The sequence below is a fragment of the Nocardia sp. NPDC019395 genome (assembly GCF_040632335.1).
Lineage (GTDB): Bacteria > Actinomycetota > Actinomycetes > Mycobacteriales > Mycobacteriaceae > Nocardia.
The window spans coordinates 317,270-344,105 of record NZ_JBEYBT010000003.1; the positions used below are offsets into that span (position 1 = coordinate 317,270).

General features: G+C 68.7%; 26 protein-coding genes. 11 read left to right on the forward strand and 15 right to left on the reverse strand.

The features are described 5' to 3' along the window. Positions 1-615 carry a class I SAM-dependent methyltransferase gene (locus ABZ827_RS12395; protein WP_357236651.1) on the reverse strand — a complete coding sequence of 205 codons (615 nt, stop codon included), beginning with the start codon at positions 613-615 and terminating at the stop codon, positions 1-3. Positions 616-702: 87 nt separating this feature from the next. On the opposite strand from ABZ827_RS12395, the gene ABZ827_RS12400 reads away from it, so the two are divergent. After that, on the forward strand, positions 703-870 hold the full coding sequence (locus tag ABZ827_RS12400) for a DUF4236 domain-containing protein (RefSeq protein WP_081595447.1): 168 nt from the start codon (positions 703-705) through the stop codon (positions 868-870). 9 nt (positions 871-879) lie between these two features. On the opposite strand, the gene ABZ827_RS12405 is transcribed toward ABZ827_RS12400, so the two are convergent. The 3 genes from ABZ827_RS12405 to ABZ827_RS12415 all read right to left on the reverse strand — a co-directional run bounded on the left by ABZ827_RS12405 (position 880) and on the right by ABZ827_RS12415 (position 4,026). After that, positions 880-1,374, reverse strand: coding sequence for a hypothetical protein (locus ABZ827_RS12405; RefSeq protein WP_357236296.1), 495 nt, complete (start codon positions 1,372-1,374; stop codon positions 880-882). Positions 1,375-1,500: 126 nt separating this feature from the next. Beyond that, the gene (locus ABZ827_RS12410) at positions 1,501-2,226 is read right to left on the reverse strand and encodes an amino acid ABC transporter ATP-binding protein (RefSeq protein WP_357236297.1); all 726 of its coding nucleotides are present in this window, start codon (positions 2,224-2,226) and stop codon (positions 1,501-1,503) included. 3 nt (positions 2,227-2,229) lie between these two features. Further along, positions 2,230-4,026 carry an ABC transporter substrate-binding protein/permease gene (locus ABZ827_RS12415; RefSeq protein WP_357236299.1) on the reverse strand — a complete coding sequence of 599 codons (1,797 nt, stop codon included), beginning with the start codon at positions 4,024-4,026 and terminating at the stop codon, positions 2,230-2,232. Between the two features lie 274 nt (positions 4,027-4,300). On the opposite strand from ABZ827_RS12415, the gene ABZ827_RS12420 reads away from it, so the two are divergent. Beyond that, the gene (locus ABZ827_RS12420; RefSeq protein WP_357236301.1) at positions 4,301-4,846 is read left to right on the forward strand and encodes a hypothetical protein; all 546 of its coding nucleotides are present in this window, start codon (positions 4,301-4,303) and stop codon (positions 4,844-4,846) included. Between the two features lie 14 nt (positions 4,847-4,860). Here ABZ827_RS12420 and ABZ827_RS12425 read toward each other — a convergent pair whose 3' ends face one another. Beyond that, positions 4,861-5,721 (reverse strand): metalloregulator ArsR/SmtB family transcription factor, encoded by an 861-nt coding sequence (locus ABZ827_RS12425; protein ID WP_357236303.1) that lies wholly within the window; start codon positions 5,719-5,721, stop codon positions 4,861-4,863. Between the two features lie 392 nt (positions 5,722-6,113). Between ABZ827_RS12425 and ABZ827_RS12430 the strand changes: the two genes are divergently transcribed. Further along, positions 6,114-7,337, forward strand: a complete 1,224-nt coding sequence (locus tag ABZ827_RS12430; protein WP_357236305.1) for a serine hydrolase domain-containing protein — start codon at positions 6,114-6,116, stop codon at positions 7,335-7,337. A gap of 4 nt (positions 7,338-7,341) precedes the next feature. Here ABZ827_RS12430 and ilvA read toward each other — a convergent pair whose 3' ends face one another. Both ilvA and ABZ827_RS12440 read right to left on the reverse strand, forming a co-directional pair. After that, the gene (gene ilvA / locus ABZ827_RS12435; protein ID WP_357236306.1) at positions 7,342-8,697 is read right to left on the reverse strand and encodes a threonine ammonia-lyase IlvA; all 1,356 of its coding nucleotides are present in this window, start codon (positions 8,695-8,697) and stop codon (positions 7,342-7,344) included. Between the two features lie 84 nt (positions 8,698-8,781). Beyond that, entirely contained in the window at positions 8,782-9,216 is a 435-nt protein-coding gene (locus ABZ827_RS12440) for a nitroreductase family deazaflavin-dependent oxidoreductase (protein WP_357236307.1), read from the reverse strand. A 135-nt stretch (positions 9,217-9,351) separates the two neighbouring features. Here ABZ827_RS12440 and ABZ827_RS12445 point away from each other — a divergent pair, with 135 nt between their 5' ends. Beyond that, a complete protein-coding gene (locus ABZ827_RS12445; protein WP_357236309.1) occupies positions 9,352-9,579 on the forward strand; it encodes a hypothetical protein in 228 nt (75 codons plus the stop codon). Positions 9,580-9,702: 123 nt separating this feature from the next. Next, entirely contained in the window at positions 9,703-11,103 is a 1,401-nt protein-coding gene (locus tag ABZ827_RS12450) for an amidase (protein WP_357236311.1), read from the forward strand. A 24-nt stretch (positions 11,104-11,127) separates the two neighbouring features. Here the strand turns inward: ABZ827_RS12450 and treY are convergent, their stop codons facing one another. Together treY and ABZ827_RS12460 are read right to left on the reverse strand one after the other, a co-directional pair. Beyond that, positions 11,128-13,530 carry a malto-oligosyltrehalose synthase gene (gene treY, locus ABZ827_RS12455; RefSeq protein WP_357236313.1) on the reverse strand — a complete coding sequence of 801 codons (2,403 nt, stop codon included), beginning with the start codon at positions 13,528-13,530 and terminating at the stop codon, positions 11,128-11,130. A 232-nt stretch (positions 13,531-13,762) separates the two neighbouring features. Then, a complete protein-coding gene (locus ABZ827_RS12460) occupies positions 13,763-14,305 on the reverse strand; it encodes a cupin domain-containing protein (protein ID WP_357236315.1) in 543 nt (180 codons plus the stop codon). 29 nt (positions 14,306-14,334) lie between these two features. On the opposite strand from ABZ827_RS12460, the gene ABZ827_RS12465 reads away from it, so the two are divergent. Then, a complete protein-coding gene (locus tag ABZ827_RS12465) occupies positions 14,335-14,802 on the forward strand; it encodes a MarR family transcriptional regulator (protein ID WP_357236317.1) in 468 nt (155 codons plus the stop codon). A gap of 198 nt (positions 14,803-15,000) precedes the next feature. Then, positions 15,001-16,290: an adenosylmethionine--8-amino-7-oxononanoate transaminase gene (locus ABZ827_RS12470; RefSeq protein ID WP_357236319.1), complete on the forward strand. Its 1,290-nt coding sequence runs from the start codon at positions 15,001-15,003 to the stop codon at positions 16,288-16,290. A gap of 6 nt (positions 16,291-16,296) precedes the next feature. Here ABZ827_RS12470 and ABZ827_RS12475 read toward each other — a convergent pair whose 3' ends face one another. Beyond that, the gene (locus ABZ827_RS12475) at positions 16,297-18,618 is read right to left on the reverse strand and encodes a DUF2339 domain-containing protein (protein ID WP_357236321.1); all 2,322 of its coding nucleotides are present in this window, start codon (positions 18,616-18,618) and stop codon (positions 16,297-16,299) included. A gap of 92 nt (positions 18,619-18,710) precedes the next feature. Continuing rightward, complete coding sequence (locus tag ABZ827_RS12480) at positions 18,711-19,346, reverse strand: response regulator transcription factor (protein ID WP_357236652.1); 636 nt, start codon at positions 19,344-19,346, stop codon at positions 18,711-18,713. 207 nt (positions 19,347-19,553) lie between these two features. Between ABZ827_RS12480 and ABZ827_RS12485 the strand changes: the two genes are divergently transcribed. Continuing rightward, on the forward strand, positions 19,554-20,210 hold the full coding sequence (locus ABZ827_RS12485) for a HEAT repeat domain-containing protein (RefSeq protein ID WP_357236323.1): 657 nt from the start codon (positions 19,554-19,556) through the stop codon (positions 20,208-20,210). Positions 20,211-20,224: 14 nt separating this feature from the next. After that, the gene (locus ABZ827_RS12490; protein WP_357236325.1) at positions 20,225-21,214 is read left to right on the forward strand and encodes a MerR family transcriptional regulator; all 990 of its coding nucleotides are present in this window, start codon (positions 20,225-20,227) and stop codon (positions 21,212-21,214) included. Between the two features lie 40 nt (positions 21,215-21,254). On the opposite strand, the gene ABZ827_RS12495 is transcribed toward ABZ827_RS12490, so the two are convergent. Then, the gene (locus ABZ827_RS12495; RefSeq protein WP_357236327.1) at positions 21,255-22,427 is read right to left on the reverse strand and encodes a DUF5931 domain-containing protein; all 1,173 of its coding nucleotides are present in this window, start codon (positions 22,425-22,427) and stop codon (positions 21,255-21,257) included. A gap of 54 nt (positions 22,428-22,481) precedes the next feature. Here ABZ827_RS12495 and ABZ827_RS12500 point away from each other — a divergent pair, with 54 nt between their 5' ends. Beyond that, on the forward strand, positions 22,482-22,616 hold the full coding sequence (locus ABZ827_RS12500) for a hypothetical protein (protein ID WP_357236329.1): 135 nt from the start codon (positions 22,482-22,484) through the stop codon (positions 22,614-22,616). Here the strand turns inward: ABZ827_RS12500 and bioD are convergent. From bioD to ABZ827_RS12515, 3 genes are all read right to left on the reverse strand, one after another. Continuing rightward, the gene (gene bioD, locus ABZ827_RS12505; RefSeq protein WP_357236331.1) at positions 22,613-23,344 is read right to left on the reverse strand and encodes a dethiobiotin synthase; all 732 of its coding nucleotides are present in this window, start codon (positions 23,342-23,344) and stop codon (positions 22,613-22,615) included. The genes ABZ827_RS12500 and bioD overlap by 4 nt on opposite strands. Continuing rightward, positions 23,341-24,507: an 8-amino-7-oxononanoate synthase gene (locus ABZ827_RS12510; RefSeq protein WP_357236333.1), complete on the reverse strand. Its 1,167-nt coding sequence runs from the start codon at positions 24,505-24,507 to the stop codon at positions 23,341-23,343. Before ABZ827_RS12510 ends, bioD begins: the two co-directional genes overlap by 4 nt. 474 nt (positions 24,508-24,981) lie before the next feature. Next, complete coding sequence (locus ABZ827_RS12515; protein WP_357236335.1) at positions 24,982-25,623, reverse strand: TetR/AcrR family transcriptional regulator C-terminal domain-containing protein; 642 nt, start codon at positions 25,621-25,623, stop codon at positions 24,982-24,984. Positions 25,624-25,770: 147 nt separating this feature from the next. Here ABZ827_RS12515 and bioB point away from each other — a divergent pair, with 147 nt between their 5' ends. Continuing rightward, complete coding sequence (gene bioB / locus ABZ827_RS12520) at positions 25,771-26,808, forward strand: biotin synthase BioB (RefSeq protein WP_357236337.1); 1,038 nt, start codon at positions 25,771-25,773, stop codon at positions 26,806-26,808. Positions 26,809-26,836 lie beyond the last annotated feature (28 nt).

Consider the following 26,836-nt stretch of genomic DNA (forward strand, 5'->3'; position numbering starts at 1 on the left):
TCAGGGAGTTGTGGCGACGCCGATGGATTGGGTGTCGATGAACGCGGGTCCCTTTCCCCGGACGACCTCCAGATCGCGGATCTCGAATCCGCTGGACCGGATGATGGCGGCGATATCCCGGTTCAGATGGCAGCCGCCCGCGATGCGCTGCTGGAGCGGGTCGAGACGGTGTTGCCAGCGCTGGACACCGGGCTCCGGGGCGAGCCCGTGTTCGACGAAATGCAGGCTTCCGCCGGGCACCAGAACGCGGCGCAGTTCGGCGAGGGCGGCGTCGATATCGGGAATGGTGCACATGGTCCAGGTCGACAGCGCGGTATCGAAACTATCGGCCGGGAACGGTAACCGTTGCCCGTCCAGACCGGCTCGTTCGACAGGTACCCGGGCTCCGGCCAATCGCCCGGCTGCCAGCTTCCAGCCCAGGTCGGCCGGTTCGACGGCGCTCACCGAGGTGATGCCCGCGGGATAGAACGGCACGTTGAGCCCGGACCCGAAGCCGAGTTCGACCACGCGACCGGACAACCCCGCGCACACCCGCTCACGCAACGGCTCGTTCTGCTTCATCCCGCAGGCCACGTTCACGATGCGGGGCACGATGTGATCCCGGTACATTCCCACGTTCCCCACTCTTCCACCCGGCGGGATCGAAAGCCATGGGTGAATACCCGGATCCGCTATTCTGGGGCCGAGTCAGGGAGGCCGGTCATGCCCATCAGGTTCCGTAAACGCACATCCTTCGGACCGCTGAAATTCAATTTCACCCAATCGGGTATGTCGTCCTGGGGGATAAAGATCGGCCCGTGGTCGTGGAACTCCCGGACCAAGAAGAACAGTGTCGATCTGCCCGGCCCGCTGAGCTGGCGTCAGCGCTGAACCGGGTCGTTATACGGGGCGCAGTTCGATCACGACGCCGCCCTGCTGCCAGGTCTGGTAGAGATCGGCCTTGTTCGGCTCACCCGCCGAGTCGAAACCGATACCGTTGTACCGGGCGTTGGTCTTGTTGTCCCGGGCGACGAGTGCGAACAACCGCATCACGTCCTCCTCCGCGGTGTGCACGATCGGATAGAACTGTTCGGGCCGCCCGCCGCGGGTGATGGTGAGCGGGGTGCCCGGGGCCAGGTTCTTCACCCACGGGCGCAGGGCGGTGCCGATCAGCAATTCAGAGCCGTGTTTCGTGTACGCGACCGGAATATCATAGGTCCGGCCCGATTTCCGGCCCACGACGTGCAGCGTCATCAACCGTTTTCCCATCAGCGCCGAGATGCCCGGGATCCGCAACAGCGTGCGCACGACCCGGTTGGTCCGTTCCTGCGATGCGCCGGGCTCCTGAGGTCCGGAGGTGCTCGGGGTGCCGTAGGGGTTCTGCTCCGCGCTCATGGCACCAAGTATGGCCACTGCACCGGAAAAATGCCCTCCACCCGCCGATATCACCGGCTTGTCACGCGCGCTCCGGCCGACCCTACGCCGAGCACGTGCCCGTCGTCCCGTCGTCACCGGTCGCGGCTACAACACTTGGTCGAGGAAGCGGCGCAGCCGCGGTGTTCCGGCCTTGTCGAAAAGGGCGTCGGGGCTGCCCGATTCCACCACCTGGCCGGCGTCCATGAACACCACATGATCGGAAACGCTGCGCGCGAAACCCATTTCGTGGGTCACCACGATCATCGACATACCGCCCGCGGCGAGATCGGACATCAAGGCCAGGACACCTTTGACCAGTTCCGGGTCCAGGGCCGAGGTGGCTTCGTCGAAGAACATGATGTCGGGTTTCATCGCCAGGGCCCGCGCGATCGCCACCCGTTGTTGTTGTCCGCCGGAGAGATTGGCCGGCCGGGAGTCGGCTTTACCGGTGAGGCCGACCACCTCGAGCTGTTCCAGCGCCAGCGCCCGAGACTCATCCTTGCTCAGCCCGCGCAGTTTGCGCGGCCCCAGCGCGATATTGTCGGCGACCGTCCGATGGGGGAAAAGGTTGAACTGCTGGAAGACCATTCCGATGCGCTGGCGCAACCGATCCGGGTGCTCGGCGAGCACCGATTCGCCGTCGAGCAGGATATCGCCGGTATCCGGTTCGTACAGCCGGTTCAGCACCCGCAGCAGGGTGGACTTACCCGAACCCGACGGGCCGATCACGGTGGTCGTCTTTCCCGCGTCCACGTGAATGTCCACGCCCCGCAGGATCTCGTTGTTGCCGAGCCGCAGATGCAGTCCGGTACCGGTCAGTGAGGCGCTCATCGGTTATCCCCGTCCTTCCGTGATGGTCGACTGCTCGACGGGGTCGATCGGTTGATCGGGTCGTCCGGTGCGCATGCGATGGTCGATGTAGTTCACCAGATGCGTCAGCGGAATGGTCAGCAGCAGATAGACCAGACCGGCCGCGACCAGCGGGGACAGGTTCCCGGTCTGGGCGTTCAGGTCGCGTCCCACGGCGAACAGTTCGCGCTGGGTCGCGAGCAGGCCCAGGAAGTAGATCAGCGAGGAATCCTTGATCAACGCGATGAACTGGTTCATCAGGGCGGGTAGCACCCGGCGTACCCCCTGCGGTATCACCACCAGCGTCATCGCCTGCCGGTAGCCGAAACCGATCGCGCGCGCGGCCTCCAATTGGCCGGGCTCCACCGATTGGATACCGGAACGGAAGATCTCACCGATATAGGCCGAGGCGAGCAGCGCCAGCGCGACCGCGCCGAGCCAGTAGGGGTTGTTGCCGGTGATCCCGCTGGCCACCGGGCCGATACCGAGACCGACGATCAGGATGATGACCACCGCGGGCAGTCCGCGGAAGATATCGGTGTAGACGCGGGCCGGCCAGCGCAACCATCGCGTTCGCGAGATTCCGGCGACCGCCAGCAGCATGCCGATCGCGGTACCCAGCACCCCGGAGACCACGGCGAGGATCAAGGTGTTGGGCAGCCCGGTCTTGATCAGATCCGGGAACGCCTGCCGGTACAGCGACCAGTCGAAGAAGGTGTCGCGCAATTGCTCCAGGGTGGACTTCGGTGCCTGCTGCGCCTGCGCCTGCGGTCCGCGTTCGGCGGCTATGGCCGCGAAATCCGGAAGTTGCGGGGCCGGCGCCGCCCTGGACCCGGGCTTCCAGCCGGGCGGGAGTTCGCGGGGCACCCAGTCGCTGTAGAGGCGGGCGTAGGTGCCGTCGGCGATGACCGCGTCCAGGCCGGCGTTGAGCGCGTCGATCAACGGCTGATTGTCTTTCGCGACCGCCCAGGCGGCGAAATTGTCCAGGCTGAACGAGTTCTCGACCACGGAGGTGGCGTCACCCGGTGCGATCGCGCCCTCGGCCTGCGCCGACGGCGCGACCCAGGCGTCGACCTGGCCGGTCTTCACATTCGCGTAGGCCGTGTTGTAGTCCGGGAATTTCACCGGGTCCAGGCCCAGTTCGTTGACCACGTACTCGTCCTGAACGGTGCCCTGCACCACCGCGACCCGCGATCCGGGACCCAGATCGCCGAACCCCCGCACCGGGCTTCCGTCCTTGACGACCAGGGAGAAGTAGCCGAAATCGTAGCCGTTGGTGAAGCCGACCTGCCGACGCCGGTCATCGGTGGTGGTGATATTGGACGAACCGGCATCGAACCGTTTACCGGCGACCTGGGCCAGCAGTCCGGCGAATTCGGTACCGGAGAATTTCACCTGTAATCCGAGTTTCGCCGCCACCGCGCGCAGCAGTTCGTTATCGAACCCGGTGAACGTTCCCCCCGAATTCACGCAGATACTCGGTGGTGCGTCCGAGAGCGTGCCCACGCTCAGCACCCCGGGCTGGATCAAGCCCAGGCGGGAGATATCCACCGACTCGACCGGAACGGTGGCCGGGGTGGTGAACCGGTCCTCGGACCCGCCACCCGGCGCGCTCAATTTATCCGGCGCCGCCGAGGCCGCTTCGGGTCCGGGGGGTGCGCACAGGTCACGGGCGGCGGTATCGCCGCTGTCGCCACCACCGCACGCTGCCGCCAGGAGGGCGACGGCGAGCAGCAGCGCCGCGAGCAGCGCACGGGACCGCGGAGCGGGCAGTCGGGCCATGATCGACAACCCTAAACCCCGGTACGGCCGGGATCGGGCACCAGCGGTCGTGTGCCCACGCTTCTGTGATCCGGGGCCTTCCACGGCCCAGCTGCGGGTTTCCCGCGGACACCCGTGTTCTGCTCAGCGCGAGCCGAATCGCTCGCGGGATCGGTGCGGGCACTCAGGGGGAGGTGGGGCGCGGCCCGCGTGGATAGAGTTGCCCGGGCAGGCGGGCCGATGGCCGGGCCGCGCGGCATGTTGGATCAGGATCGACTGGGTACGGGGCAGTTCTATGAAGATTTCCGCCGGTGCACCGGGGTGGTACGAAGCGTGCACCGCCGAGGAACGGGCGGCGACGGCCGCGCTGGCCGCGGCCCGCTGGAAGTGGTCGGTTTTCTGGACGGCGCTCGCGGTGCTCGGGGTGGTGCTCACGATCTGCGCGATGGTCACGGCCGCCGCGTCGCCACCGGCCGGAGATCCGCCGCTGGGCGCGTGGGCTGTCGCGTTGTGCGCGTTGCTGCTCGACACTGTTGTCCTGGTGCTGAACAGCATCGCCTGGTATCGGGTCGGGCTGGTCTTCTCCGGTGCCGCCCCGTCGGAGATCGTGCGCCCGTTCCGGTGGATGCGGTGGTTGCCGACTTCGCTGGTTTCGCTGTTCGGAACGGTGGCCATGCTGTTCGCGGGGGTGTATCCGCTGTCGGCCTACGGCGACCACGGCCTGCGTGGACTCGGTCTCGCCGGGTGGTTCGCCGCGGGAGCGGCGGTGCTGTGTGTGGCCTGCGGGCTGTCGACGTTGTGGTTGAAGGTGAACCTTCGTCCGGTGCGGACGGGCCCCTGAAACGCCCCTGCCGGTCAGTTGAGGGGGCTGCGGCGCTCCAGCAGCACCGCATCGCGCCAGCGCCCTTCGAAACGGCCGATCCGCTCCCGGATACCGACCGTGCGGAATCCGGCCGCGTGATGAACCGAGATACCGGTCCGGTCCTCCGGGAACAGCGTGGTCTGCAGCGTACGCAGACCCGCGTCCTCGGCCGCCATCACCTGCCGGCGCAGGAGCGCCGTACCGATACCCCGGCCTTCCAGTTCGTCGGCGACCATAACGCAACTGTCGGCGATATCGCGGTAGAACTCGTGGCCGGATACCGGGGTGAGAGCGGCCCACCCGGCGACCCGCCCGCCGATCTCGGCGACCCACCGGTGGCCGGGCAGCCACTCACTGTCCAGCACTTCGCGGCTGGGGGCGTCGGCGGCGACGACCGCCGGATTGGAGGTGCCGCGGGCCGCGTAGATGGCGCGGACAGGGGCCCAGTCGTCGCCGGTCATGGCACGTACCGTCACATCCTGCGGTGGATCCTCGGGGCACAGGGGCTGCGGGGTCAGGATCCCCATCACCGCATCGGCGGTATGGGGGAGTTCGGTGCATCGATCGGGGTTGACGGTGACGAGCGTCGCGGTGCCCTCCTTGTGCACCGTGACGAACCCGGCATCGGCGAGTTTGCGGACGTGGTGGGAGACGGTCGGCTGACCGATACCGAGTGCTTCGGCGATCTCGCCGATATGGATTCCGGCGTGACTCGTGGCGACCTGGTGCAGCAACCGGACCCGGGTGGGGTCGGCCAAGCAGGAAAACCAGCCGGCGTAGAGGGTCGCGTCGGCGACCGGGAGCGCATCGTCGCGCACCTGGTCCCGCACGATCGGCGGTTCCAATGAGGTCATGCGGCCACTATATCCGCGTAAATATTCGTTTCGAGAAATATGCCGTGTCGGACGTTTATCGAGTGTCTTCGATATTTACGGAAAGAAACTTTCCGGAATCTTTTCGCCGCTCGCCGGTGACTATTTCGTTTCCTCGATCGGGAATTATCTCTTTCTTGTCCGGGCTCGGCCGGCGGCCACCTCGAGATGAAGCCCGTCGGAAACGGGATATCGCTGCCGGTGGGGCCGCTGTTGGGGCCCGGAGTGTCCCGGACAATTACATTCGGGTGTAGCCCGGAGGAACCCGCGACTGAGCTCACAAGATCAGGTGAACACCCGTGCGTTCGATCGCCGCCGCGCCTACCGTCCGGGACGGCGTTGCCGGAACATGCCGATGACCTTACTGTGTAAGGATGAGCAGCGTCGCTTATTCCGGCACCGCCGGAGCAGAGTTTCGGCGGCTGACGTCCGCCTTCACCCGGGTCTACGGTGGCCGGAAGGGTGTCGGGGCGGCGCTGGCGGTCTACCGGCACGGGGAACCGATTCTCGATATCTGGACCGGCGAGTCCGCGCCCGAACGACCGTGGTCCCGCGATACCGGTGCCATGGTCTTTTCGGCGACCAAGGCGATCGCGTCGACGGTTGTGCACCGGCTCGCCGACCGCGGGCTGATCGACTACGACGCCCCGGTCGCGGAGTACTGGCCCGAGTTCGGCTGCAACAAAAAGGATTGCATCACCGTCCGCCAGATACTCACGCATTCGGCGGGATTGTCCGGGGTGGGAACGCTGGCCGCGCACGGTTCGGAACTGCTCGATCACGAGCTCATGGCGCAGCGGCTGGCCGCCGCCACTCCTGACCGGTTGCTCGGCGTCCCCGCCTATCACGCGATGACCTACGGCTGGCTGCTCGCCGGGATGACCCGGGCCATCACCGGTTCCAGTATGAAGGAGCTGTTCATACAGGAAGTCGCGGAACCGCTCGGTATCGAGGGTATCCACCTGGGACGGCCGCCCGTGGGATCGGTGACCCTGGCCGCGGAGAGTTTCGGGTCCGGGTTCGCATTCGCCGGCACACCGCGCGGAGCGCGTCTGGTGACGCTGCTGCAGAGTATCCCGGGTGTGCTCGGCGTGAGCAGCCGGTCGATGTTCCTCCCCGGGGCGGAAGCGATACTGGCCGGCCCGAACCCGCCGATATTGGACAGCGAGATGCCCGCCGCCAACGGCGTATGCACCGCCAACGGCCTGGCCGCCATGTACGAGCCGCTGGCCTGTGACGGTATGGCCGGCGGGAAACGGTACCTGTCCGGGGCCACCATGCATGCCATCCGCCGGATCGAACGGTACCGGCCGGATACCGGCCTGTTCCTCTATATGGGTCCGCTGTGGCATCTGGGTTACCACTCGATGCCGACGGTCGGTGCGCCCCGCGGATTCGGGCATATCGGTCTGGGCGGGTCGTTCGGCTGGGCCGATCCGGACAGCGGTATCTCGGTGGGGTTCACCCACAACCGGCTGTCGCTGGACGCGCTGGCCGTGGACCAACCCGCATTCGCCTGGCTGCTGCCGCTGGTCATGGCCGGAGCCCGGTCGGCGCGCCGGATCACTCGTAGCGCGCCCCGGGAGGCCGCCGCCTGACCGATCAGGTCAGGTAGCGGTAGGCCGGCGAGCCCGGTTCCAGCCGTTCGCACTGGATGGGCGACCGCGCGATCCGGTCCAGCAGCGGTTGCAGCCCGCTGCGTTCGCCCAGTTCCACACCCACCAGCGCGGCACCGGTTTCCCGGTTGTTGCGTTTGACGTATTCGAACAGGGTGATGTCGTCGTCGGGGCCGAGTACCTCGTTGAGGAAGCGCCGCAACGCACCGGGTTCCTGGGGGAAGTCCACCAGGAAATAGTGTTTGAGACCCTGGTGTACCAGGGACCGTTCGATCACCTCGCCATAGCGGGACACATCGTTGTTGCCGCCGGACACCAGGCAGACAACCGTAGAACCGGGTTCCGGGGTGGCCTCGAGCAGGGCGGTCACCGCGAGCGCGCCGGCGGGTTCGGCGATGATCCCCTCGTTCTGGTAGAGGTCCAGCATGGCCGTGCACACGGCGCCCTCGTCCACCCGCAGCAGCCGGAACGCTCCCGCGCCGTGCGGGGAATCGGTGGCGGTGAGCAACGGCAGCGAGGCGTGTGAGACGACCCGGCCGCCGAATTCCGATACCGCGTCGAAGGGGACCTTGCCGATCCGGCGGACCGCGGCACCGTCGACGAACGGGTCGACCTCGGGCAGGGTGACCGGCGATCCCGCGACCAGGGCCGCGGTCATCGACGCGGCGCCGGCGGGTTCGACGCCGAGGATTCCGGTCTCTGGTGAACGTTCGCGCAGGTAGGTGCCGATTCCGGCAAGGCATCCGCCGCCGCCGACCGGGACGACCACGAGATCTGGCCGCGTATCGAGCTGATCCAGGATCTCCGCCGCGATGGTGCCCTGGCCCGCCGCGGTGCGGGTGTCGTCGAACGGGGGAACCATGGTGGCGCCGCTGCGCCGGACATCGGCGGCCGCGGCGGCGGCAGCGGCATCGAAGGTCTCACCGACCGCGATGAGTTCCACGAACTCGCCTCCGTGCACCCGGATGCGGTCGCGCTTCTGTTTGGGAGTGGTGGTCGGGACGTAGATACGGCCGCTTATCCCCATGGCGCGGCAGGCGAACGCCACGCCCTGGGCGTGATTGCCCGCGCTCGCGGTGACCACACCCGCGGCCCGCTCGGGCTCGCTGAGCTGCACAACCAGGTTGTAGGCGCCGCGCAACTTATAGGACCGCACGACCGTGAGATCCTCGCGCTTGAGATACACCTGCGCGCCGGTGAGCTGGGACAGGCGGGGGCACAGCTGTAGGGGAGTCGGCTCGATAATATCGGCGATGCGCTTGGCTGCGGCGTCGATCTCGTCCGCGGTCAGCGCGGGACGGGCTTCGGGCAGGTGAGTCAGCACATCGGACACCCGCTCCATGCTGCCACCCGGTGCGGTCGTGGACTGCGGCGGGTGGTCTGTGCTGGGATTACGTTCACTTCACGACGGCAGGCGCCGGATATTTCACCGGGGGCTCAGCACGAAGACCGGGATCTGCCGGTCGGTCTTGGTCTGATAATCGGCGTAGGGCGGGTACGCGGCCACCGCACGTTCCCACCAGACGGCCTTTTCCTCGCCGGTCACCTCACGTGCGGTGTAGTCCTTGGTGACCGTGCCGTCCTGCAATTCCACATGCGGGTGCGCGACCACGTTGTAGTACCAGACGGGATGCTTCGGCGCGCCACCCAGGGAGGCGACGACCGCGTACTCGCCGTCGTGCTCGACCCGCATGAGGGCGGTCTTGCGGAGTTTTCCGGACTTGTTCCCGACGGTCGTCAGTACCACCACGGGCATGCCCTGCATGGTGGTGCCCTCGGTGCCCCCCGACTTCTCGATCTTCTCGGCCTGCTCACGGGCCCAATCGGATGTGGACGGTGCGTATTCTCCAGTCAATGGCATACCCCCGGAAACGCGCCGGGTCCGGGCGATTGTTCCCGGCCGCCGGTCGGCGGCGGTTCCGGGCGGGCGGGATATGTGCGCGGAAAGACAAAAGTTCGATGGACCGAATACAGGGTCCACGGGTAGCCTGATCGCATGACCGCATCGCATACTCTCGAAACTCGCGGCGCCGTGCGTGCCGGGGCGGAGGTCGATATCGCGGGGTCGCGCTGGCCGGTGTACAAGCTGGAGGCGCTGGGGGTGGGTCTGCTGGCCCTCGTGGTCGCGGCGCTGGTATTCGGTTCGCCGCAGGCGGGTGTGCTGCTGGGCTCCGGCGTGGGTGCGGTGTTGTGGACGCTGGGGTGGTTGCGCACCGCGCGATAGGGTTCGGGCCGCCCGGTCCGCCGTCGCGTAGATCGCTCGCGTACTACGCTGGGCCGAGCTGAACATATGTCCACTTGGTCCGGGTAGAGGTATCCGAGCCCCGAGGTACACGCGAGCCGACAGATGAGCGATCGAGTACATGCCTTCACCGACGACGCACTCGGCGAACACGATGCTGTTGCGCTGGCGGAACTGATCCGCTCCGGCGCGGTGCGTCCGGAGGAAGCGGCCGCGGCGGCACTGGCGCGGGCCGAAGCGGTGAATCCGCAGCTGAACGCCATCGCGTACCGCTGCCCCGAGCCGCGGCACGCGGCGGGTGATTCGGGGGCGTGGTACGGAGTTCCGGCCTTCGTCAAGGACAATGCCGATATCGCGGGACTGCCCACCTGCCACGGCAGTGCCGCCATCACCCCGCATCCGGCGGGCAAGGACGGCCCGTTCACCGCGCAACTGCTCAGTACCGGCGTGACCGTGCTCGGGAAAACCACCCTGCCCGAGTTCGGTTTCACCTCCACCACGGAATTCGAGCACAGCGATCCCACTCGCAATCCGTGGAACACCGAATACACCGTCGGCGGTTCGTCGGGCGGATCGGCGGCCATGGTCGCGGCGGGCGTGGTGCCGGTGGCGCACGGTAACGACGGCGGCGGCTCCTTACGGATACCGGCGGCGTGCGCCGGGCTGGTGTCGTTGAAACCCAGCCGTTTCCGCCACCTGGACAACGCGCAGGCGCGGCAGCTGCCGATAAAACTCGTCTCCGAAGGTGTGCTGACCCGGACGGTACGGGACCAGGCCGCCTATCACGCGGCCGCCGAAAACTATTGGCGCAACCCGAAACTCCCGCCCATCGGCACGGTAGAGGGTCCGTCGGCACGGAAACTGCGGATCGGGTTGCTCACCACGGCGTGCAATGGGCTGGAACCCGATACCGCGACCGTCGCCGCGGTCGAGAGAACTGCCGCGCTCCTCGAAGATTCGGGGCATTCCGTAGAGCCGATGGCCTCGCCGGTCGCGCCGAGCCTGGTCCGCGATTTCCTGCGGTACTGGGGGTTCCTGGCACAGATGTCCGGGGTCACCGGCAAACTCAGCCACGGGCGGAGCTTCGAGGCCGCGCGTCTGGACGCCTTCACCAAGGGGCTCGCCGCCTTTTTCCGCCGGCAGCTCCTGGCCACTCCGGGTGCGCTGTACCGGCTGAACAAGGCACGCGCCGATTACGACCAGGTGCTCACCCGCTACGACGCGATCCTGTCCCCGGTGGTCACCCACACCACCCCGGAGCTGGGCTATCTGCGGCCGGGCGTGCCGTTCGGCGAATTGCTGGAGCGGGTCACGAATTTCGTGGGCTATACGCCGATCAACAATGTCACCGGCTCGCCGTCGATCGCGGTTCCGGCGGGGCTCACCGACGCGGGTCTGCCGGTCGGGGTGATGCTCAGCGGCGCCTACGGCGACGAACGGACCCTGCTGGAACTTGCCTTCCTGCTGGAGGCGCAGAGCCCGGCCCCGCGGATAACCGGAGTCTGATCGGCCCCGCGGTCCGGGCGATCCTCAGCGGACCAGGAGCGCGACCGGCAGGCGGGCGAAAATCTTCTCGGTCCGGGCGCGGTTCTGGAAGGTATGGCCGGTGAGCCGGTCGGTCCAGGAACCGGACGGCAGATCGATATAGGTATCGCCCCAGCCGGTTTCACCGATCGCCACACTGTGCCGTGTCACCGCCGCGATGATCTCCGGTTCCGCGCCGACCCGCCCGCGCCCGTAGGCGACCAGTTTGTCGGCGTGCTCGCCGTGTCCGAAGACCGGGGTATAGGAGCCGCCGACGAAACATTCCGGTCGCTCCCGGCGCAGCCACAGGGCATACGCCACGATCCACATCTTCGCCGCGCCGGTGATATCCAGCGGCGGTGTGGTGGTGAGGGTGTGCAGCATGGCGGCCCGGGACCCGAAGTCCACCGGACGGCGATTGTCCGGGTCCACCAGCGAGTCTTCCCAGATCTCACAGCCCTGATAGATATCCGGGATACCGGGCGCGCACAGTTGCAGCAGTTTCTGGGCCAGCGAATCCGACCAGGCATGCGGTGCGAGATCATGGGCGAGGTCGGTGAGCTGGCGGCCCACTGGACCGTCGATGACCTGGTCGAGCCAGGTGTGCACCGCGTTCTCGAATTCCAGATCGGGTTCTTCCCAGGCGGTGTGCAAACCGGATTCCCGCATCGCCTTCTCGGCGAAACGGTGCACTCGGTCGCGCAGCCCGGGCACCGAGGACGCGGGCCGGCCGTCGGCGGGCCACATCCCGAACATGTTCTGCAACAGGAACAGTGCGGTGGCGCCGTCCGGTGGGGGCAGCTTCTCCAGCCACAGCGTCACCGCACGGGCCCACATCCGCGGAACCTGGGACAGCACCCCGATCCGGGCCCGCACATCCTCGCCGCGTTTGGTGTCGTGCGTGGACAGGGTCGTCATCGAGGCGGGCCAGCGCAGCGCCCGTGACGCGTTGGCGAGATGGAATTCGTTGACTGTGCGGCCGAACCGGGCCGGATTGCCACCGAGTTCCTGCAGCGATACCAGCCGCACCGCCCGGTAGAACAGGATGTCCTCCACGGCTTTCGCGCCGATAGCGGTGCTCACCTGGTGGAATCGGGTCCATCCGGTGGCGCCGCGGGTCAGCGCCGTGGCCAGCACGGACAGCGGGGCGCGTAGTTCGGCGTTGCGTTTTTCGACCTCGGCCAGCACCGCGCTGATCATGCCGGCCAGCGGTGTGTAGTCGGCCCGCGCCACGGGCAGGAACGACAGCACCTCGATAGTGGCATTGGTGAGCGCCATGGTGTCGAAATCCTCGGCGCCCGCGTCCTGTTTGATCGCGGCGATCAACCGGCGGACTTCGGGCAGCAGGATACTCTCGGCCACCGCGCGTTTGATGCGGTGCTCTTTTTCCCCGACCCATACGCGGTCGCTGCCGTGGCCGGTGATATGCCGGGACAGCTCGGTGAGGACGGGTTCTCCGGCGGGCTCGAGCAGGACACCACCGAAATCGGCGAGGGTGTCGTAACCCGTGGTGCCGTCGATCGGCAGCGTGGGGTCGAGGGGTTCGCGGTTGGCGAGGGTCTTCTCCACCAGCAGCAGCCGGTTCGGTCCGATCAGTGCGCGGAGCCGCTGCAGGTAATCCGTCGGGTCGGTCAGCCCGTCGGGGTGGTCCACCCGGACCCCGTCGATGAGATCGTGTTCGCACCAGGCCGCCAGTTCGCGGTGCGTGGCATCGAAAACGAGCGGGTCTTCCTGGCGCAGCGCGGCCAACCCGTCGATCGCCAGATAGCGGCGATAACCGCAGATCCCGGACTTCCGGCTGACCAGCCGATAATGCTGTTTATCGTGGATGCGCAGCGCATTGTCGCCGTCGGTGCCGGGGGCGATCGGGAAGCGCAGATCGTGCAGGGCCAGTAGCGGTTCAGGTCCGGACCGGTCGACGCTGAGGGCGGCGGGATCGTTCTCGCTGCGCAGCACCGGTAGCGCCAGGCGGCCGCCGACGCCGTTGCCCGGGCTCCAGTCGATATCGAAGAACGGCGCGAACTGGGATTTACGACCGAACTGCAGTACATGCCACCACCACGGGTTCTGCTGCGGATCGGCGACCCCCACGTGGTTGGGCACCAGATCCATGAGCAGTCCCATACCGCGGTTGCGTACCTCGTCGGCCAGGGCTTTCAAGCCGACCGGGCCGCCGAGGGCAGGGGAGACGGTGGTGGGGTCGGTGACGTCGTAGCCGTGGGTCGAACCGCGGACGGCGGTCATCACCGGGGACAGGTAAACATGCGAAACCCCGAGTTGCTGGAGGTATTCCGCGATGGCCGCGGCCTGGGCGAAGGTGAGTCCGTCCGGTCGCAGCTGAAGCCGGTAAGTGCTGCGGACCGGTGTGAGGCGCGGATTGGGGCGGAAGCGCGGCGGGTCTGCGGGCATACGGTTCTCGGTCGGTCCTGGGGTGGCGCGGCGGACGGATTCGGGCCCCGCGACTACTGGCGCGGTGCGGGCGTGCGGGTCAGCGCGGGTGGTAGGCGTGGTCCCGTGGCCGGATGATATTCGGCGATCTCTGGGGCGGTGCCGCACCGTCGGGCAGCGAATCGGACGCGTGCATGGTCAAGACCCTAGCGTTATTCCGGCGGCGTTCCGCCAGGGGCCGTTGGTCATCCGTTCAGTTACTGGCGGCCGGGGCGAGTAGCCGGCGGCCGTAGCCGGTTCGCCTGGCGATTGCGGCGAGGCTGCCCAATACCGCGCGCTGCGGCCAGGCTGGTATTCCGGCGAGGTAGCCGTCCTGTAGTTCCCAGAGCAGGGCGAGTGCCAGGGGGTTGCGCGGGACCCCGGAATCAGTGGTGGCGCCCGCTTCGTCCAGAGCGCTCCACAACGAGAACATGTTCCAGTGCCGCAGTGGCGGCCGGACCTCATGGTCGAGCACGGTTCCGGGGGTCTCGTTCCAGAACTCGTGCACCGCGCGAGCGGGTGCCGAAACGGTATCGCCCGGTTCCGCCAGGATTTCGCGGCCATCGATCCGGAATCGCACCGCGCCGCGGCGCACGGTCCATTCTTCGGTGAGCACCGGATGCCAATGGGGTCCGGCCTGCCGGTTCGGTTCGCGGAGATCGTGCCGCAGGCGCAGGTACGGGCCGCGATCGTCGGTGCCCTGGCCGAGCATGGTGATGCGGTGGCCGTTGCGGAAGGTGAGCACCCGGGGTTCCATGGATCAATTAGAAAGGTTACCTTCATAAAATGTCAACGCCCGAATCTTCGTCCCTGTTGAAGCTGCTCAGCCGTGCCACCCGGGCTGTCGAGGATGAACTGAACACCGAGCTGCGAGCCCGGCTGGCAGGGGAACTGCGTCCCGCGCACTATGTGGTGTTCCGGTACCTCGATCCGGCGGGCTCCCGGGTGGGGGAACTGGCGCAGGCGGCCGGGATGACCCAGCAGTCGATGGGGGAACTGATCGGTCAGCTGGAACACGCGGGTCTGGTGCGGCGGCAGGTGGACCCGGCCGACCGGCGGGCCCGGCGGGTGGTGTGCACGGACGCGGGTCATGCGGCGTTACGTCTGGCCGGGGAGCGTATCGCCGGAATCGAGGAGCGGATCGAAGGTGAGGTAGGAGAGGTAGGTATCGGCGAGTTGCGCCGGCTGCTGGCTCGGGTGCCCGCAGTTCTCGGACGGCGTGAAACCGGTGATGTGCCCGATTTCGGGCGATAGTCGGACCGGGGTTCGTGGCCGACAGGCCGGTCGGGCCGGTTCGGGGTCCGGGCTATGGTCGTCGTCGGTGCGTCCCCGAATGGGTGGCGGTTGCGCCTCGGTGGACGGGACGCGGCAGCGCGGATCGGTATTGGTAACTTGAACGGTGTTCAGGTCGCCTGCGGGCGGCCGCCCGTCTCCGATGGAGAGGATCGCACCGTGACCGCTGCCTCCGCGCCGCTCACCGCCGCGCAGATCTCGGCGCTGGACGCGCGCCACGTGTGGCACCCCTACGGTGGTTTCCCGGCGACCACCGAACCACTGGTCGTCGCGTCGGCGTCGGGTACCCGGCTGACCCTCGCCGACGGACGCCGGCTGGTCGACGGTATGAGCTCCTGGTGGGCCGCGGTGCACGGCTACCGGCATCCGGTGCTCGACGCGGCGCTGGTCGAACAGGCGCGGCGGATGAGTCATGTGATGTTCGGCGGGCTCACCCACGAACCCGCGGTCCGCCTGTCCGAACTGCTGGTCCGGCATACGCCCGCCGGTCTGGAGAAGGTGTTCCTCTGCGACTCCGGCTCCGTATCGGTCGAGGTCGCGGTGAAAATATGCCTGCAGTACTGGCGCTCGGTGGGGAAACCGGGCAAACGCCGCCTGCTCACCTGGCGCGGTGGCTATCACGGTGACACGTTCACGCCGATGAGCGTGTGCGATCCCGAGGGTGGGATGCACTCCCTGTGGACCGACGTACTGGCCGAGCAGGTCTTCGTCCCGGCGCCGCCGCAGGAGTACCGCCGGGACTATGTGGGCGAACTCGAGGAAGCCCTGGCCCGGCACGCGCCCGAACTCGCCGCGGTGGTGGTGGAACCGGTCGTGCAGGGTGCCGGTGGGATGCGCTGGCACGATCCCCGCTATCTGGCGGATCTGCGCCGGCTCTGCGACGAACACGGGGTGCTGTTGGTCTTCGACGAGATCGCCACCGGATTCGGCCGCACCGGAACGCTTTTCGCGGCCGAACAGGCAGGTGTGGCACCCGATGTCATGTGTGTGGGCAAGGCGCTCACCGGCGGCTATATGACTCTCGCCGCGACACTGTGCACCACGGAGTTGGCCGAGACCGTCAGTGCGGCCCACGGGGGTCTCATGCACGGGCCGACTTTCATGGGCAATCCCCTCGCCTGCGCGGTCGCGGTCGCCTCGATCGAACTGCTGCTGTCGCGGGATTGGCGGGGTGAGGTGGCGCAGCTCGAATCCGGGTTGCGCGCCGGGCTGGCTCCGGCCGGGGAACTGCCGGGTGTGGCCGAGGTGCGGGTGCTGGGTGGTATCGGCGTGATCCAGCTCCACCGCCCGGTGGATATGCGCGCGGCGACCGCCGCGGCAGTCGGTGCCGGCGCCTGGATCAGGCCGTTCCGCGACCTGATCTATGCCATGCCGCCCTTCATCAGCGACAGCGAGGATCTCGCGACCGTCACCGGCGCGATGGTGGCGGCGGCGCGCACCTCGTCGTGAGGCGGATCAGGTCCGGTTGTCGACCGGACGGTCCGGTCCGCGCGCTGTTGTCTCGGCGAAGGCCCGGGCGTAGCGGGTTCCCGCGATCAGCAACAGGATGCCGACCACCAGGAACGCCGCGACCCGGATCAATCCGTCGAGTGTGGCCAGGTCGAACAGGAACAGTTTCGCCGGCGCGGCGGCACTGACCAGTAGCCCGGACCCCAAGGCGACCTTCGCGTTCGCCGGCGCTTCGGTGCCCAGGTTCCGCAGCCCGTACTGCAGTGCGGCCAGCGCGCCGGCCATCCAGACGATGGTGGCGATGCTGTGGCCGATGACGAACCCGTCCGCTGCGCCGGAAGCCACTCCGAACGATACCGCGGCGGCAGTCACCAGGTAGAGCGCCGCGACGCTGCCGCCGATCCACAGCAGAGTTGTCCCCGTGTCGTCGGCGGACGGACCGAACGTCCGGCGCACCGCCCACAGTCCCACCGCGACGACACCCAGGCCGGCGACCGCCGAGGCCGCGGCGGCAAAGGTCAGACCGCTGACAGCGCGGGCGGGTGTGGCCAGTGTTTCCGGGCCGGCGACCGTCAGGAAGGCCGGCACACCGAGCGCCGCGTACCCGAGGCCGAGGAATACAGGCACCCGGTTCCGGGCCTGCCCCGCGATCCCCAGGTAGCAGGCGGCGACGAGGAACAGCACCAGCGGCAGCGTGGTCGCGGTGGTGACGCCCCAGCAGGATTCGAGGAGTGCGAAGGAACCTCCGGTGGCGGCGACGATCGCGGTATGCCCCGGGAGCCGGGCGATATCCCGGACTTTCGGTAGCAGGGCCGTCGCGGCGACGGCCAGCAGGGCCACCGCGTAGACCGACGAGATCACTGTCGCCGCAGGGCGCTCGAACAGTGCGGGCGCGGCGAGTAGCGGCGTGATCGCGAGGGCGCAGGTCATACTCGCGACGAGATCGCCCGGCCGTTTCCGGACCACCGGAACTGTGCCGGCGAGCCCGATCACGGCCATCGCCACAGCCGCGGTGAGTACCAGTGCCGGACGGTTGTCGTCCGGGGAGTCGATGGCGTAAGCGACGATCGTGAGCTGGATGGCCAGCGCCGCCGGCACCGTACGGACGAGATGCAGGAACGGCCAATCGTGCCGGATCTGCACCGGCACACAGGCCAGCTGCAGGACGATCAGGAAGGCGAGCAGGACAGGTCCGGTCGTGACGAAGGGGGCGAGTACGGCCGCTCCGGCAACCACCAGCACCGCGAGAGGCTGGGAGCGCCACTGCACGGCCAGGCCGACCCCGGCCGCCGCGACACCGAGCGCCGCGGCGAACCCGGGAACCGGGTGCAGCCAGCCGTATATCGTGGTCACCGCCACCACATCGAGGTAGGCCCCCGCGAAACCGGTTGCCGCGAGCGCTGTTCCGCCCACCCGGCCACCGGTACGGCGATAGACGCGCATCCCGGCGCCCACCAGAGCCGCGGAGAAGACGGCTCCGGCGAGCACCCGGGGGACGGGCCCGAAAATACCCGCCTGGGCGGCGAGCACCAGCAACATGACGACACCGATGAGGGTGACGGCCACACCGGCGACCGCGAGCACCCGGCTGATAACCCCTTCCCGTTGCCACCACGGCGTACGTGACGGCACCGGGCTGGATATTCCCATCGCCCGGGGTGGCGGTGAGCCCGGATATGGATATCCGTGCCCCGCGGCGGCGGGGTACTGCTGTACCGCCTCCCGATACATATGTGCCGTGGTTACCGGTCTGCTCGGAGTCTTCGGAGGTGCACCCCAGACCGCCTGCGTGGAGTGGTTCTCCTGTCTCGGTCCGACCGTCGGCTGTCGCGATTCGGCCGCCCGCGCGTCGGCCGGCGCGCCGTGGCCGGAGTGCGGCCCGGACCAGCCCGCAGATTGCTGCGTCCTCTCGGATACCCAGTGCTGTTGACCGGGCACGGCTACTCCCGCAGTGGAGGCAGCCGCGCCCGGCATATCCGGTGTGTGCACCCCGCCGACGCGCACACCGGTCGACGGCACCGCTTCCGGCGTCGGTGCGCCGGCCGGTGCCGTGGTCTTCCCTGATCCGGTCCCGCCGCTCGCCGGGTCGGCCGGTACCGCGGCCGGAGCGGACGCGGTACCGGCTCCGGAGCCCGGTTGCGGCGAAATGGCGGGGCCACCGGCCGATTCGGCTCCGGCCGGTGCCGCCGACCGCACGTGCCGCTGCAGCGATTCCAAATCGCGGCCGAGCGTGCCCATCCGGCCGCCGAGCGCGGTGAGATCGCCGGCGAGGGAGCTGAACTCACCGGACAGCCGGGCGACCAGCGCCGGATCGATCGACATCGTCATGTATCGATCGTCGGCCGCCCGGGGGGCCGTGCGGATGAGTAGGACTACTCGGTGCCGCGCCGGGATCTACCCGAACGCCGCCAGTGCCGCGGTTATTCGTCGAGGCCCTGTTCGATCACGTAGCGGGTGAGCTCCACCCGGTTGGCGAGCTGGAGTTTGCGCAAGGTCGCTTGGACGTGGTTTTCGACCGTGCGATGGCTGAGGTGCAGGCGGGTGGCGATCTGCCGGGCGGACAGGCCTTTGGCGACCAGGCGCAGCACCTCGGTCTCGCGGTCGGTGAGTGCGGGGCGGTCCGGGGTTCCCGGGTCGCTGGGGGCGGTGGCCATCCGCCGGTATTCGCCCAGCACCAGCCCGGCCAGCCCGGGTGTGAAAACCGCCTGCCCGGCGGCCGTATCGTGCACGGCGGCAACGAGCTCGTCGGCCGAGGCGCTCTTGACCAGGTATCCGGAGGCGCCGGCTTTCACGGCGTCCAGGACATCGTCGCGTTCGCCGGATGCCGAGAGCACCAGCACCCGGCTGTCCGGTGAGACCCGTAATACTTCGGCCGTTGCCAGGGCACCGTTCCCGTCGGGGAGTTGCATATCCATGAGGACGACCCGCGGCCGGACGGCGGCGGCGCGCCGGACGGCGGCCGCGGTGTCCTCCGCGGTGGCCACCACCTGGAACCCGGCCGCGCCGAGATCGCGGGCCACCCCTTCCCGCCAGATCGGATGATCGTCGACGACCATCACCGAAATGGTCTCCGCTGCCTCGCCGGTCACGCCGCCGCTCCTTCCTGATCCCGGTACCGCACCCGCGCCCGGTTCGGCGGGAGCCGCCGATACCGAAACAACCCGGTACGGGGATCAACGCTAGCCTGCGCGTCGTTGTGACTCCACGACTTGACCTTGACATCGTGACAAGGACTCCAATGGCCGGCGAAGGAGGTGGTCGATATGAACACAACCCACCAGGGTGAGCCGGATGCTCGCCTTATCGCCGCCCTGGCCGGCGCCGATCCGTCGATTCGGCTACGCGCGGCCCTCTCCGCTGGGACGCAGGGCGATCCGCGACTCCTGGAGTCCCTCGTCGCCCGGTGCGCGGTAGAGCCGGACTTCTTCGTCCGGGACATGCTGACCTGGGCGTTGTGCCGGTTACCCGCCGAGATCACGGTCCCGCGGTTACTCGCGGAACTCGGGTCCGGTACGGCCCAGGCCCGCAGTCAGGCGCTGCACACCCTGTCCAAGATCGGTGACCGGAGCGCCTGGCCCGCGGTGACGGCACTGCTGCACGATGAACACGACGAGGTCGCCCTCAGCGCGTGGCGGGCCGCGGTGGTGCTCGTTCCGTCCGGCGAAGAGAGTGGGCTCGCCGCCGATCTGGCCGCCGCGCTCGGCCGGGGTGATCGCGAGGTGCAGCTCAGCGCGAGCCGGGCCCTGGTATCGCTCGGCGAGGCCGCCGCCCCCGTGCTGGCTGCCGCCATGACGAGTCCCGATCCGGGTGTGCGGGCTCATGCCGAGGCCACCGAGCAACTTCGTCTCGACCCGGACAGCGGTTTCACCCTGTCGTCCGAGCTCGCCGAGCGCGTCGCCGCGACCGGGCCGGACGCGTAGAAGGAGGCGGTCCGATGTTGATCGGCGAAGTGTCACGGCGATCCGGTGTCAGCACCCGAATGCTGCGTCACTACGACAGGCTGGGGCTGGTGCAACCGACCGGCCGCACCTCCGGCGGTTACCGGGAGTACTCCGCCGACGATATCCGCCGCCTCTTCCGCGTCGAATGCCTCCGGACGCTGGGACTCTCACTGAGCGATGTCGGGGCGGCGCTGGACGAGCCCGGCGCCACCCCGACCGGGTTGGTGGGGGACCTCATCCGGCATACGCGGGCGCGGATCGCCGTGCAGGAGGAGTTGCTCAGGAAACTCGAACGCGTCGAGGCGGCCGCGCCGGCGCAATGGGGCGAGGTGATCGGCATCGTCACCCTGCTGCGGGCACTCGAATCGGAGTCCGGCGCGCGCCGCCAGCAAGCGGTGCTGTCGCAGCACGGAGGCGCATCGTTACCGGTCGAATCGCTGGTCGAAGCGGCGCTGTCGGAGGACGATCCGAATGTCGCCGGCGCGCTGCTGTGGTCGCTGGCCAGGGCGGATGGCGAGGGGTTACCGGATCTGGCCGCCGGCCTGGACTCACCGGCGGCCGAGGTCCGCCACCGCGCGGCTGTCGCGATCGCGGCGGTGCCGACCGCGGCCGCGACGGCGTTGTTGCGCAGGGCTCTCGACGATTCCGATGTGGCGGTGCGCGAGCGGGCCGCCCTGGCGCTGGGCTCCCGGCGAATCGCCGATGCGGTGCCTGTCCTACTCGGCATGGTGGTCGAGGGGCGGTCCGATGTGGAAGCTGCCGAGATTCTGGGCTCGCTGGCGGAGGCCGGTGCTTCCGCGAACGATATCGTCCGAGGTCTGCGGGACGAGTTCGGCAACACCTCGGACACCCGGGCACGTCTGCGGATCACCCAGGCACTGGCCGAGATTCCCGGTGCGGCAGCGCGAGAGGCCCTCACCACGCTGGCCGCCGACAGCGACCGGACCATCGCGGCGACCGCCGCCGCCATCCTGCGCACGTGATCGGATCCCCCGGTTTCGCCGCCATGGAGGTGCCGGGTTCTCACGATCGCGGGATTCGGAACTCCCATTCGGTGCCTTCGCCGACGGTGCCGGCGGTGAGCAGTTCGGCGATACCGCCGAGCGCGGTGATGCGGCCGGTGATCGATCGCGAGACTCCCATACGGCCTTCGTTTTCGGCCTCCGCGAGGCGGCCGGGCGGGATGCCGACTCCGTCGTCGCGGACGCTGACGATCACCTCGGTGCCGGTGTCCTCGAGCAGGACGTAGGCGCGTGCGTCGGGTCCGGCGTGGAGTTCCACATTGGTGAGGGTGGCGGTGACGGCGGCGGCGATCTCCTGGGCGGTCCAGCGTCCGATAGGTACCGGTTCACCGGGGGTCGAGACGACCACGCCGGGGGTCGCGTGCGCGGTGAGCAGCGGACGGAGATCGACCGTGGTTTCGCCCGTATCGGCATGGGCGCCCTGTTCGGAGATGAGCCGGCGCAGCGCGACCTCCTGTTCGCCGGCCCGCTGCGCCAATTCGGTGGCCGGGCCGCCTATTTCGATACCTCGCCGCTTGACGTAGGCGAGGATCTGCAGCACACCGTCGTGCACCTGACGGGCCAGGCGTTCCCGTTCCTCGGCCGCGGCGGTGAGCCGCACCGCGCGCTGCAGCTGTTCCTGGGCGCGGCGCGCGGTGCTGGCGGCCAGTCCCAATGCCAGCCCCACCGATACCAGGACCGGTGCCGTCGCGTCCGCCCAGACGTCCTCACCCCACTGCTGACGCATGGTGATGATCGTCGCCGCGATGAGCAGGCCCGAGGCCACCCCGGCGAGCGGACCGCGCAGGATGGCGGCGGACATGACCGCGTTCGCGGACCACATGGTGGTGGGTAGCGGCTGATGCCCGTGATACCAGCTGTAGTCGGCCACCAGCGGGGTGGCCGCGATCAGACCGAGCACCACCAGGTGATCGCCCAGGGTCACCAGGGTGCGGGTACGCGCGGTGTCGGGGGTGTGCCACTGTGCCAGCAGCAGGGCGGAGATCCCGGACCAGATCACCATGAGAGCGATGAAAAGCCAGCTCAACCGCTGGTTCTGGTAATACTGCACCGAGGCGATCTGCTGGCCGACCGCATACGCGAGTGTGACCAGGCGGAACGCCTGGACCGCCCGCCACAGGGGCGCGGTCGCCGCATCGGCGGGATCGAGTTCGGTCGGATGGGCCGGGTGCATCCGGGTCTTTCTCATGATGTGCCGGACGGGCGCGCACGGACCTGGATCCCGGCTGTGGCTACGCGGTATCCGGTTCTGCCGTGGGGGATCGGCGGGGATCCGGCCGGGACCGGATGGCCCTCGGAGACGGTGGCCGGTGACGCGGCGGTCTCCCGGGCGTTCCTGGTCGTGCTCATACTCGCACTCTAGGCAGTGACGGTGCCTGCTACCAGGCCGAACTCGTGTTCCGCGACGGTGATCCCGAGGTGCCGCTGTGTCCAGTCCCGGGCGAACCAGCCGGGTGCGGCCGACCGGAACTTCCGCGGTGCCCACGATCCGGCGCCCGCGGGGACGGCGCCGACGAGTTCCGCGCCGGTGACCCGCGGCAGATCGGTGCGGTTGGTCCGGGTCGCCAGATCGGGTCGCCGCGGCCAGGAGCCCACCACCAGCCCACCGCAATGCACACCGGCCTGCCGCAGGGCCCGGGTGGTGAGCTCGGTGTGGTTGAGGGTTCCCAGGCCCGGCGCGGTGACGACCAGTACCGGCGCGGCGAGTTCGCGGGCGAGGTCGAGGAGAGTGAATTCACCCAACCGCACCAGCAGACCCCCGGCGCCCTCCACCAGGACCAGGTCGGCGGAATCGAGATCCGTTACCGCGTCGGCGGTTTCGGAAAGAGTGAGCAGATCGGCACCGCATCGGCGGGCCGCGGTATCGGGGGCGAGCGGATCGGGGTAGCGCGCCAGTTCGAGTGTCCGGGTGACCCCGGACAGTGCGCTGATCGTGGCGAGATCGCCGGGTTCGGTTGCCGCGACACCGGTTTGCGCGGGTTTGCAGACAGCGACTGTTCGCCCGGCGGCGCGGGCGGTGGCGGCCAGGGCGGCCGTGGTGACTGTTTTGCCGACCTCGGTGGAGGTTCCGGTGACGAACAGCAGGGTCATGCGGGTACCACCCCGGCATCGCGAGCTCGGGCCAGCACGGGGCGCAGAACCGCTTCGAGGGTTTCGAGATCGGCGGGAGTCAGGTCGGCGCGCGCGGTCAACCGCAGCCGGGAGGTGCCCTCGGGGACCGAGGGCGGGCGGAAACACCCCACCTCGACGCCTTGCGCACGGCAGGCGAGGGCGGCGTCGTAGGCGATCCGCGGGTCGCCGAGTACCACGGGCACAACGGCCGATTCGGGCGCGGCGACTCCGGCGATCCGGGCGATATCGGCGGCCCGATCCAGCACCCGCTGCCCGAGGTCGGGCTCGCGGCGCAGAATTCCCAGTGCGGCCCGGGCCGCGCCGACGGCGCCGGGTGCCAGGCCGGTATCGAAGATCATGGTGCGGGCGGTGTCGATCAGATGCGCTCGCACGCGTTCCCCGGCCAGTACGGCGCCACCCTGGGCGGCGAGGGCCTTGGACAGAGTCGCCGTGACCACCACATCCGGTTCGCCGGCCAGCCCGGTCTCGTGCACCAGCCCGCGCCCGCCGCGGCCGCGCACCCCGAGTCCGTGCGCTTCGTCGACGAGCAGTACCGCACCGTGCGCCCGGGTCACCCGGTGCAGTTCGGCCAGGGGCGCGAGATCACCGTCGGCGCTGAAGACCGAATCGGTGAGTACCAGCGCACGCTCCTCGTCACGTTCGGCCAGCAGCCGGGCGACCGCCGCGGTATCGCGGTGTGGTGCGATCGCCACCCGGGCCCGGGAGAGTCGGCAGGCATCCACCAGGGAGGCGTGGCACCCCGCGTCGGAGACGATCAGCGCCCCCCGGCCCGCGAGGGCCGTCACGGCCCCGAGATTTGCCGCGTAACCGGTCGCGAAAACCAGCCCCGCCGGGAACCCGGTGAATTCGGCCAGTTCGGTTTCGAGCAGCTCATGGTCCGTCGTTGTCCCCGTAACCAGCCGTGAACCGGTCGCCCCGGCACCCCAGCGATGCACCGCCGCGACCGCGCCGCCAACCACCTCGCGATGCCGGGCGAGTCCCAGATAGTCGTTCGAAGCCAGGTCCAGGGTCGCCGAACTCGCGGCCCGCGGCCGCAGCCGCCGCCGCAAACCGGCGCTCGCGCGGGCTGCCGCGTGGTCGTCGAGCCAGGCCAGAGGATCGGGAATCACAAGCGCCACCATACTTGAACACCGTTCAAGTCCGCCACGCAGCGTGCGGGCCCTCCCGTGGACCACCCACACCCACGTCGAGGTCCTACCTGGCCGGACCGGCCCCCCGGGGCTGAAGACCCGACGTCGCGAGGCCCCCGACCCACGACACCGAAGGTTGCCCAACACAGCCACCGTTGCCCCCCGAACGACATTCCGAAAGCGAGCCCCGACATTCCACCCCCCGTATGCCAAGCCTCCCGGGGCGGGGCCCGCCCGGTTCTGGAGCGACCAGAGCGAAGGAGCGCAGCGACTGAGCGCCGGGAGTGAAGAACCGGGTTAACAGGGCCCCGCCCTCGAGCCGCGGAGCGGCTCCAATAACACAGCCCGCCCCTTCGTGGATGGTCTACGCTGAGAGTTGGTTACGCCAAGCGCGGGGTCACGCCGGGGTGAGTTGGGCCGAGGGTGGGTCACGCCGAGAGCGGGGTTACCTCAAAGCGTGGGCAGTCAGGACCCGGGCCGACCAGCCCCCGCCCCGCCCGAGACGACGTCGTGAACACACCCCAGCTGATGCCGGATCCCGGCCGTGAACAGTTGTAGCCCGAAGTCGAAGCGCGCCGTCGGATCGGGGCCTTCCGCGAGTTCGGCGGAGCCGGAATCGGATTCCGCTGCAACCGGAAGTGCGCCCGCCGAATCCATCTGTATCCGTGACTGTTCGTCGACAGTCTGGCCGAGCACGTAATACAGCAGCGTGTACGCCGCAAGTTCGGCATGTTCGGGGGGCATCCCCGCGCGGATCACCGCCTCCGCGAAACGTTCCCGGCCCTTGCTGGTGGTGAGACGTGACGCGTAGGTGGCCGAGACCAGTTCCGCACCGTCACGGTAGGTGAGCAGGCAGTCCCGTAACCGGTGTGCCAGTTCCGTGAGCGCGCCCGACCAGTCGCCCGCGCTCACCGGTTGTTCCATCGGTGCCAGTATCCGGTCGGCGACAGCGCCCAGCAGTGCCTGCTTGTTCGGGAAGTGCCAGTACAGCGCCCCCGGCTGAACCCGTAGCGCACCCGCGAGCCGGCGCATGGTGAGGTCGGCGAGGCCGTACTGGTCGAGGATGGTGAGGGCCCCGTCCACGACGTCGTCTCGGTGTAGCTGCACAGTCCGTCCTCCCGGTGGCTTCGATGCGACCCTGACGCTACCCCAGCCTGAACGCTGTTCAATCTTTGCCGCTACCCTGTCCTGAACACTGTTCAAGTTCGGTGTCCCGGACCCGCCGGGCACACCTCCCGAGGAAGGGATACGCCAGTGACCGAGGCCCCCGTCACCCCCGCAGCCGCCACTGCGCCCGCCGATGACGTGCTGACCGTCGCCCGGGAGCAGGTGCTCGAGCGCGGAATCGGGCTGTCCCGGGAACAGACCCTCGCGGTTCTGCGCCTCGGTGACGACCGGCTCGAGCAACTACTCGAACTCGCCCACGACGTCCGGATGAAGTGGTGCGGTCCGGAGGTCGAGGTCGAGGGCATCATCAGTCTCAAGACCGGCGGCTGCCCGGAGGACTGCCATTTCTGCTCGCAATCGGGCCTGTTCGCCTCGCCGGTCCGTGCGGCCTGGCTCGATATCCCCAGCCTGGTCGAAGCGGCCAAACAGACCGCGAAAACCGGCGCCACCGAATTCTGCATCGTCGCCGCGGTCCGTGGACCCGACGAGCGGCTCATGGCGCAGGTGGCCGCCGGGGTGGAGGCGATCCGGAACGAGGTGGATATCCAGGTCGCGTGCTCGATCGGCATGCTCACCCAGGATCAGGTGGACCGGCTCGCCGCGATGGGCGTCCACCGCTACAACCACAACCTGGAAACCGCCCGCTCCTACTTCCCGAACGTGGTCACGACCCATACCTGGGAGGAACGCTGGGACACCCTGCGGATGGTGCGCGAGGCCGGGATGGAGGTCTGCTGCGGCGGAATCCTGGGCATGGGGGAAACCCTCGAACAGCGGGCCGAATTCGCCGCCGACCTGGCCTCCCTCGAACCCGACGAGGTGCCGCTGAACTTCTTGAACCCACGCCCGGGCACCCCCTTCGGCGATCTGGACGTTATGCCCGCCGCGGACGCGCTGCGGGCCGTGGCCGCCTTCCGTCTCGCGTTGCCGCGGACCATTCTGCGCTTCGCCGGGGGGCGTGAGATCACGCTCGGCGATCTGGGCGCCCAGCAGGGAATCCTGGGCGGGATCAACGCCGTTATCGTGGGCAACTATCTGACCACCCTCGGCCGGCCGGCCGAACGCGACCTGGACCTGCTCGGTGAACTCCAGATGCCGATCAAGGCACTCAACGAGACATTCTGATCGGCGGCGCCAACCGCGGAAGCAACGG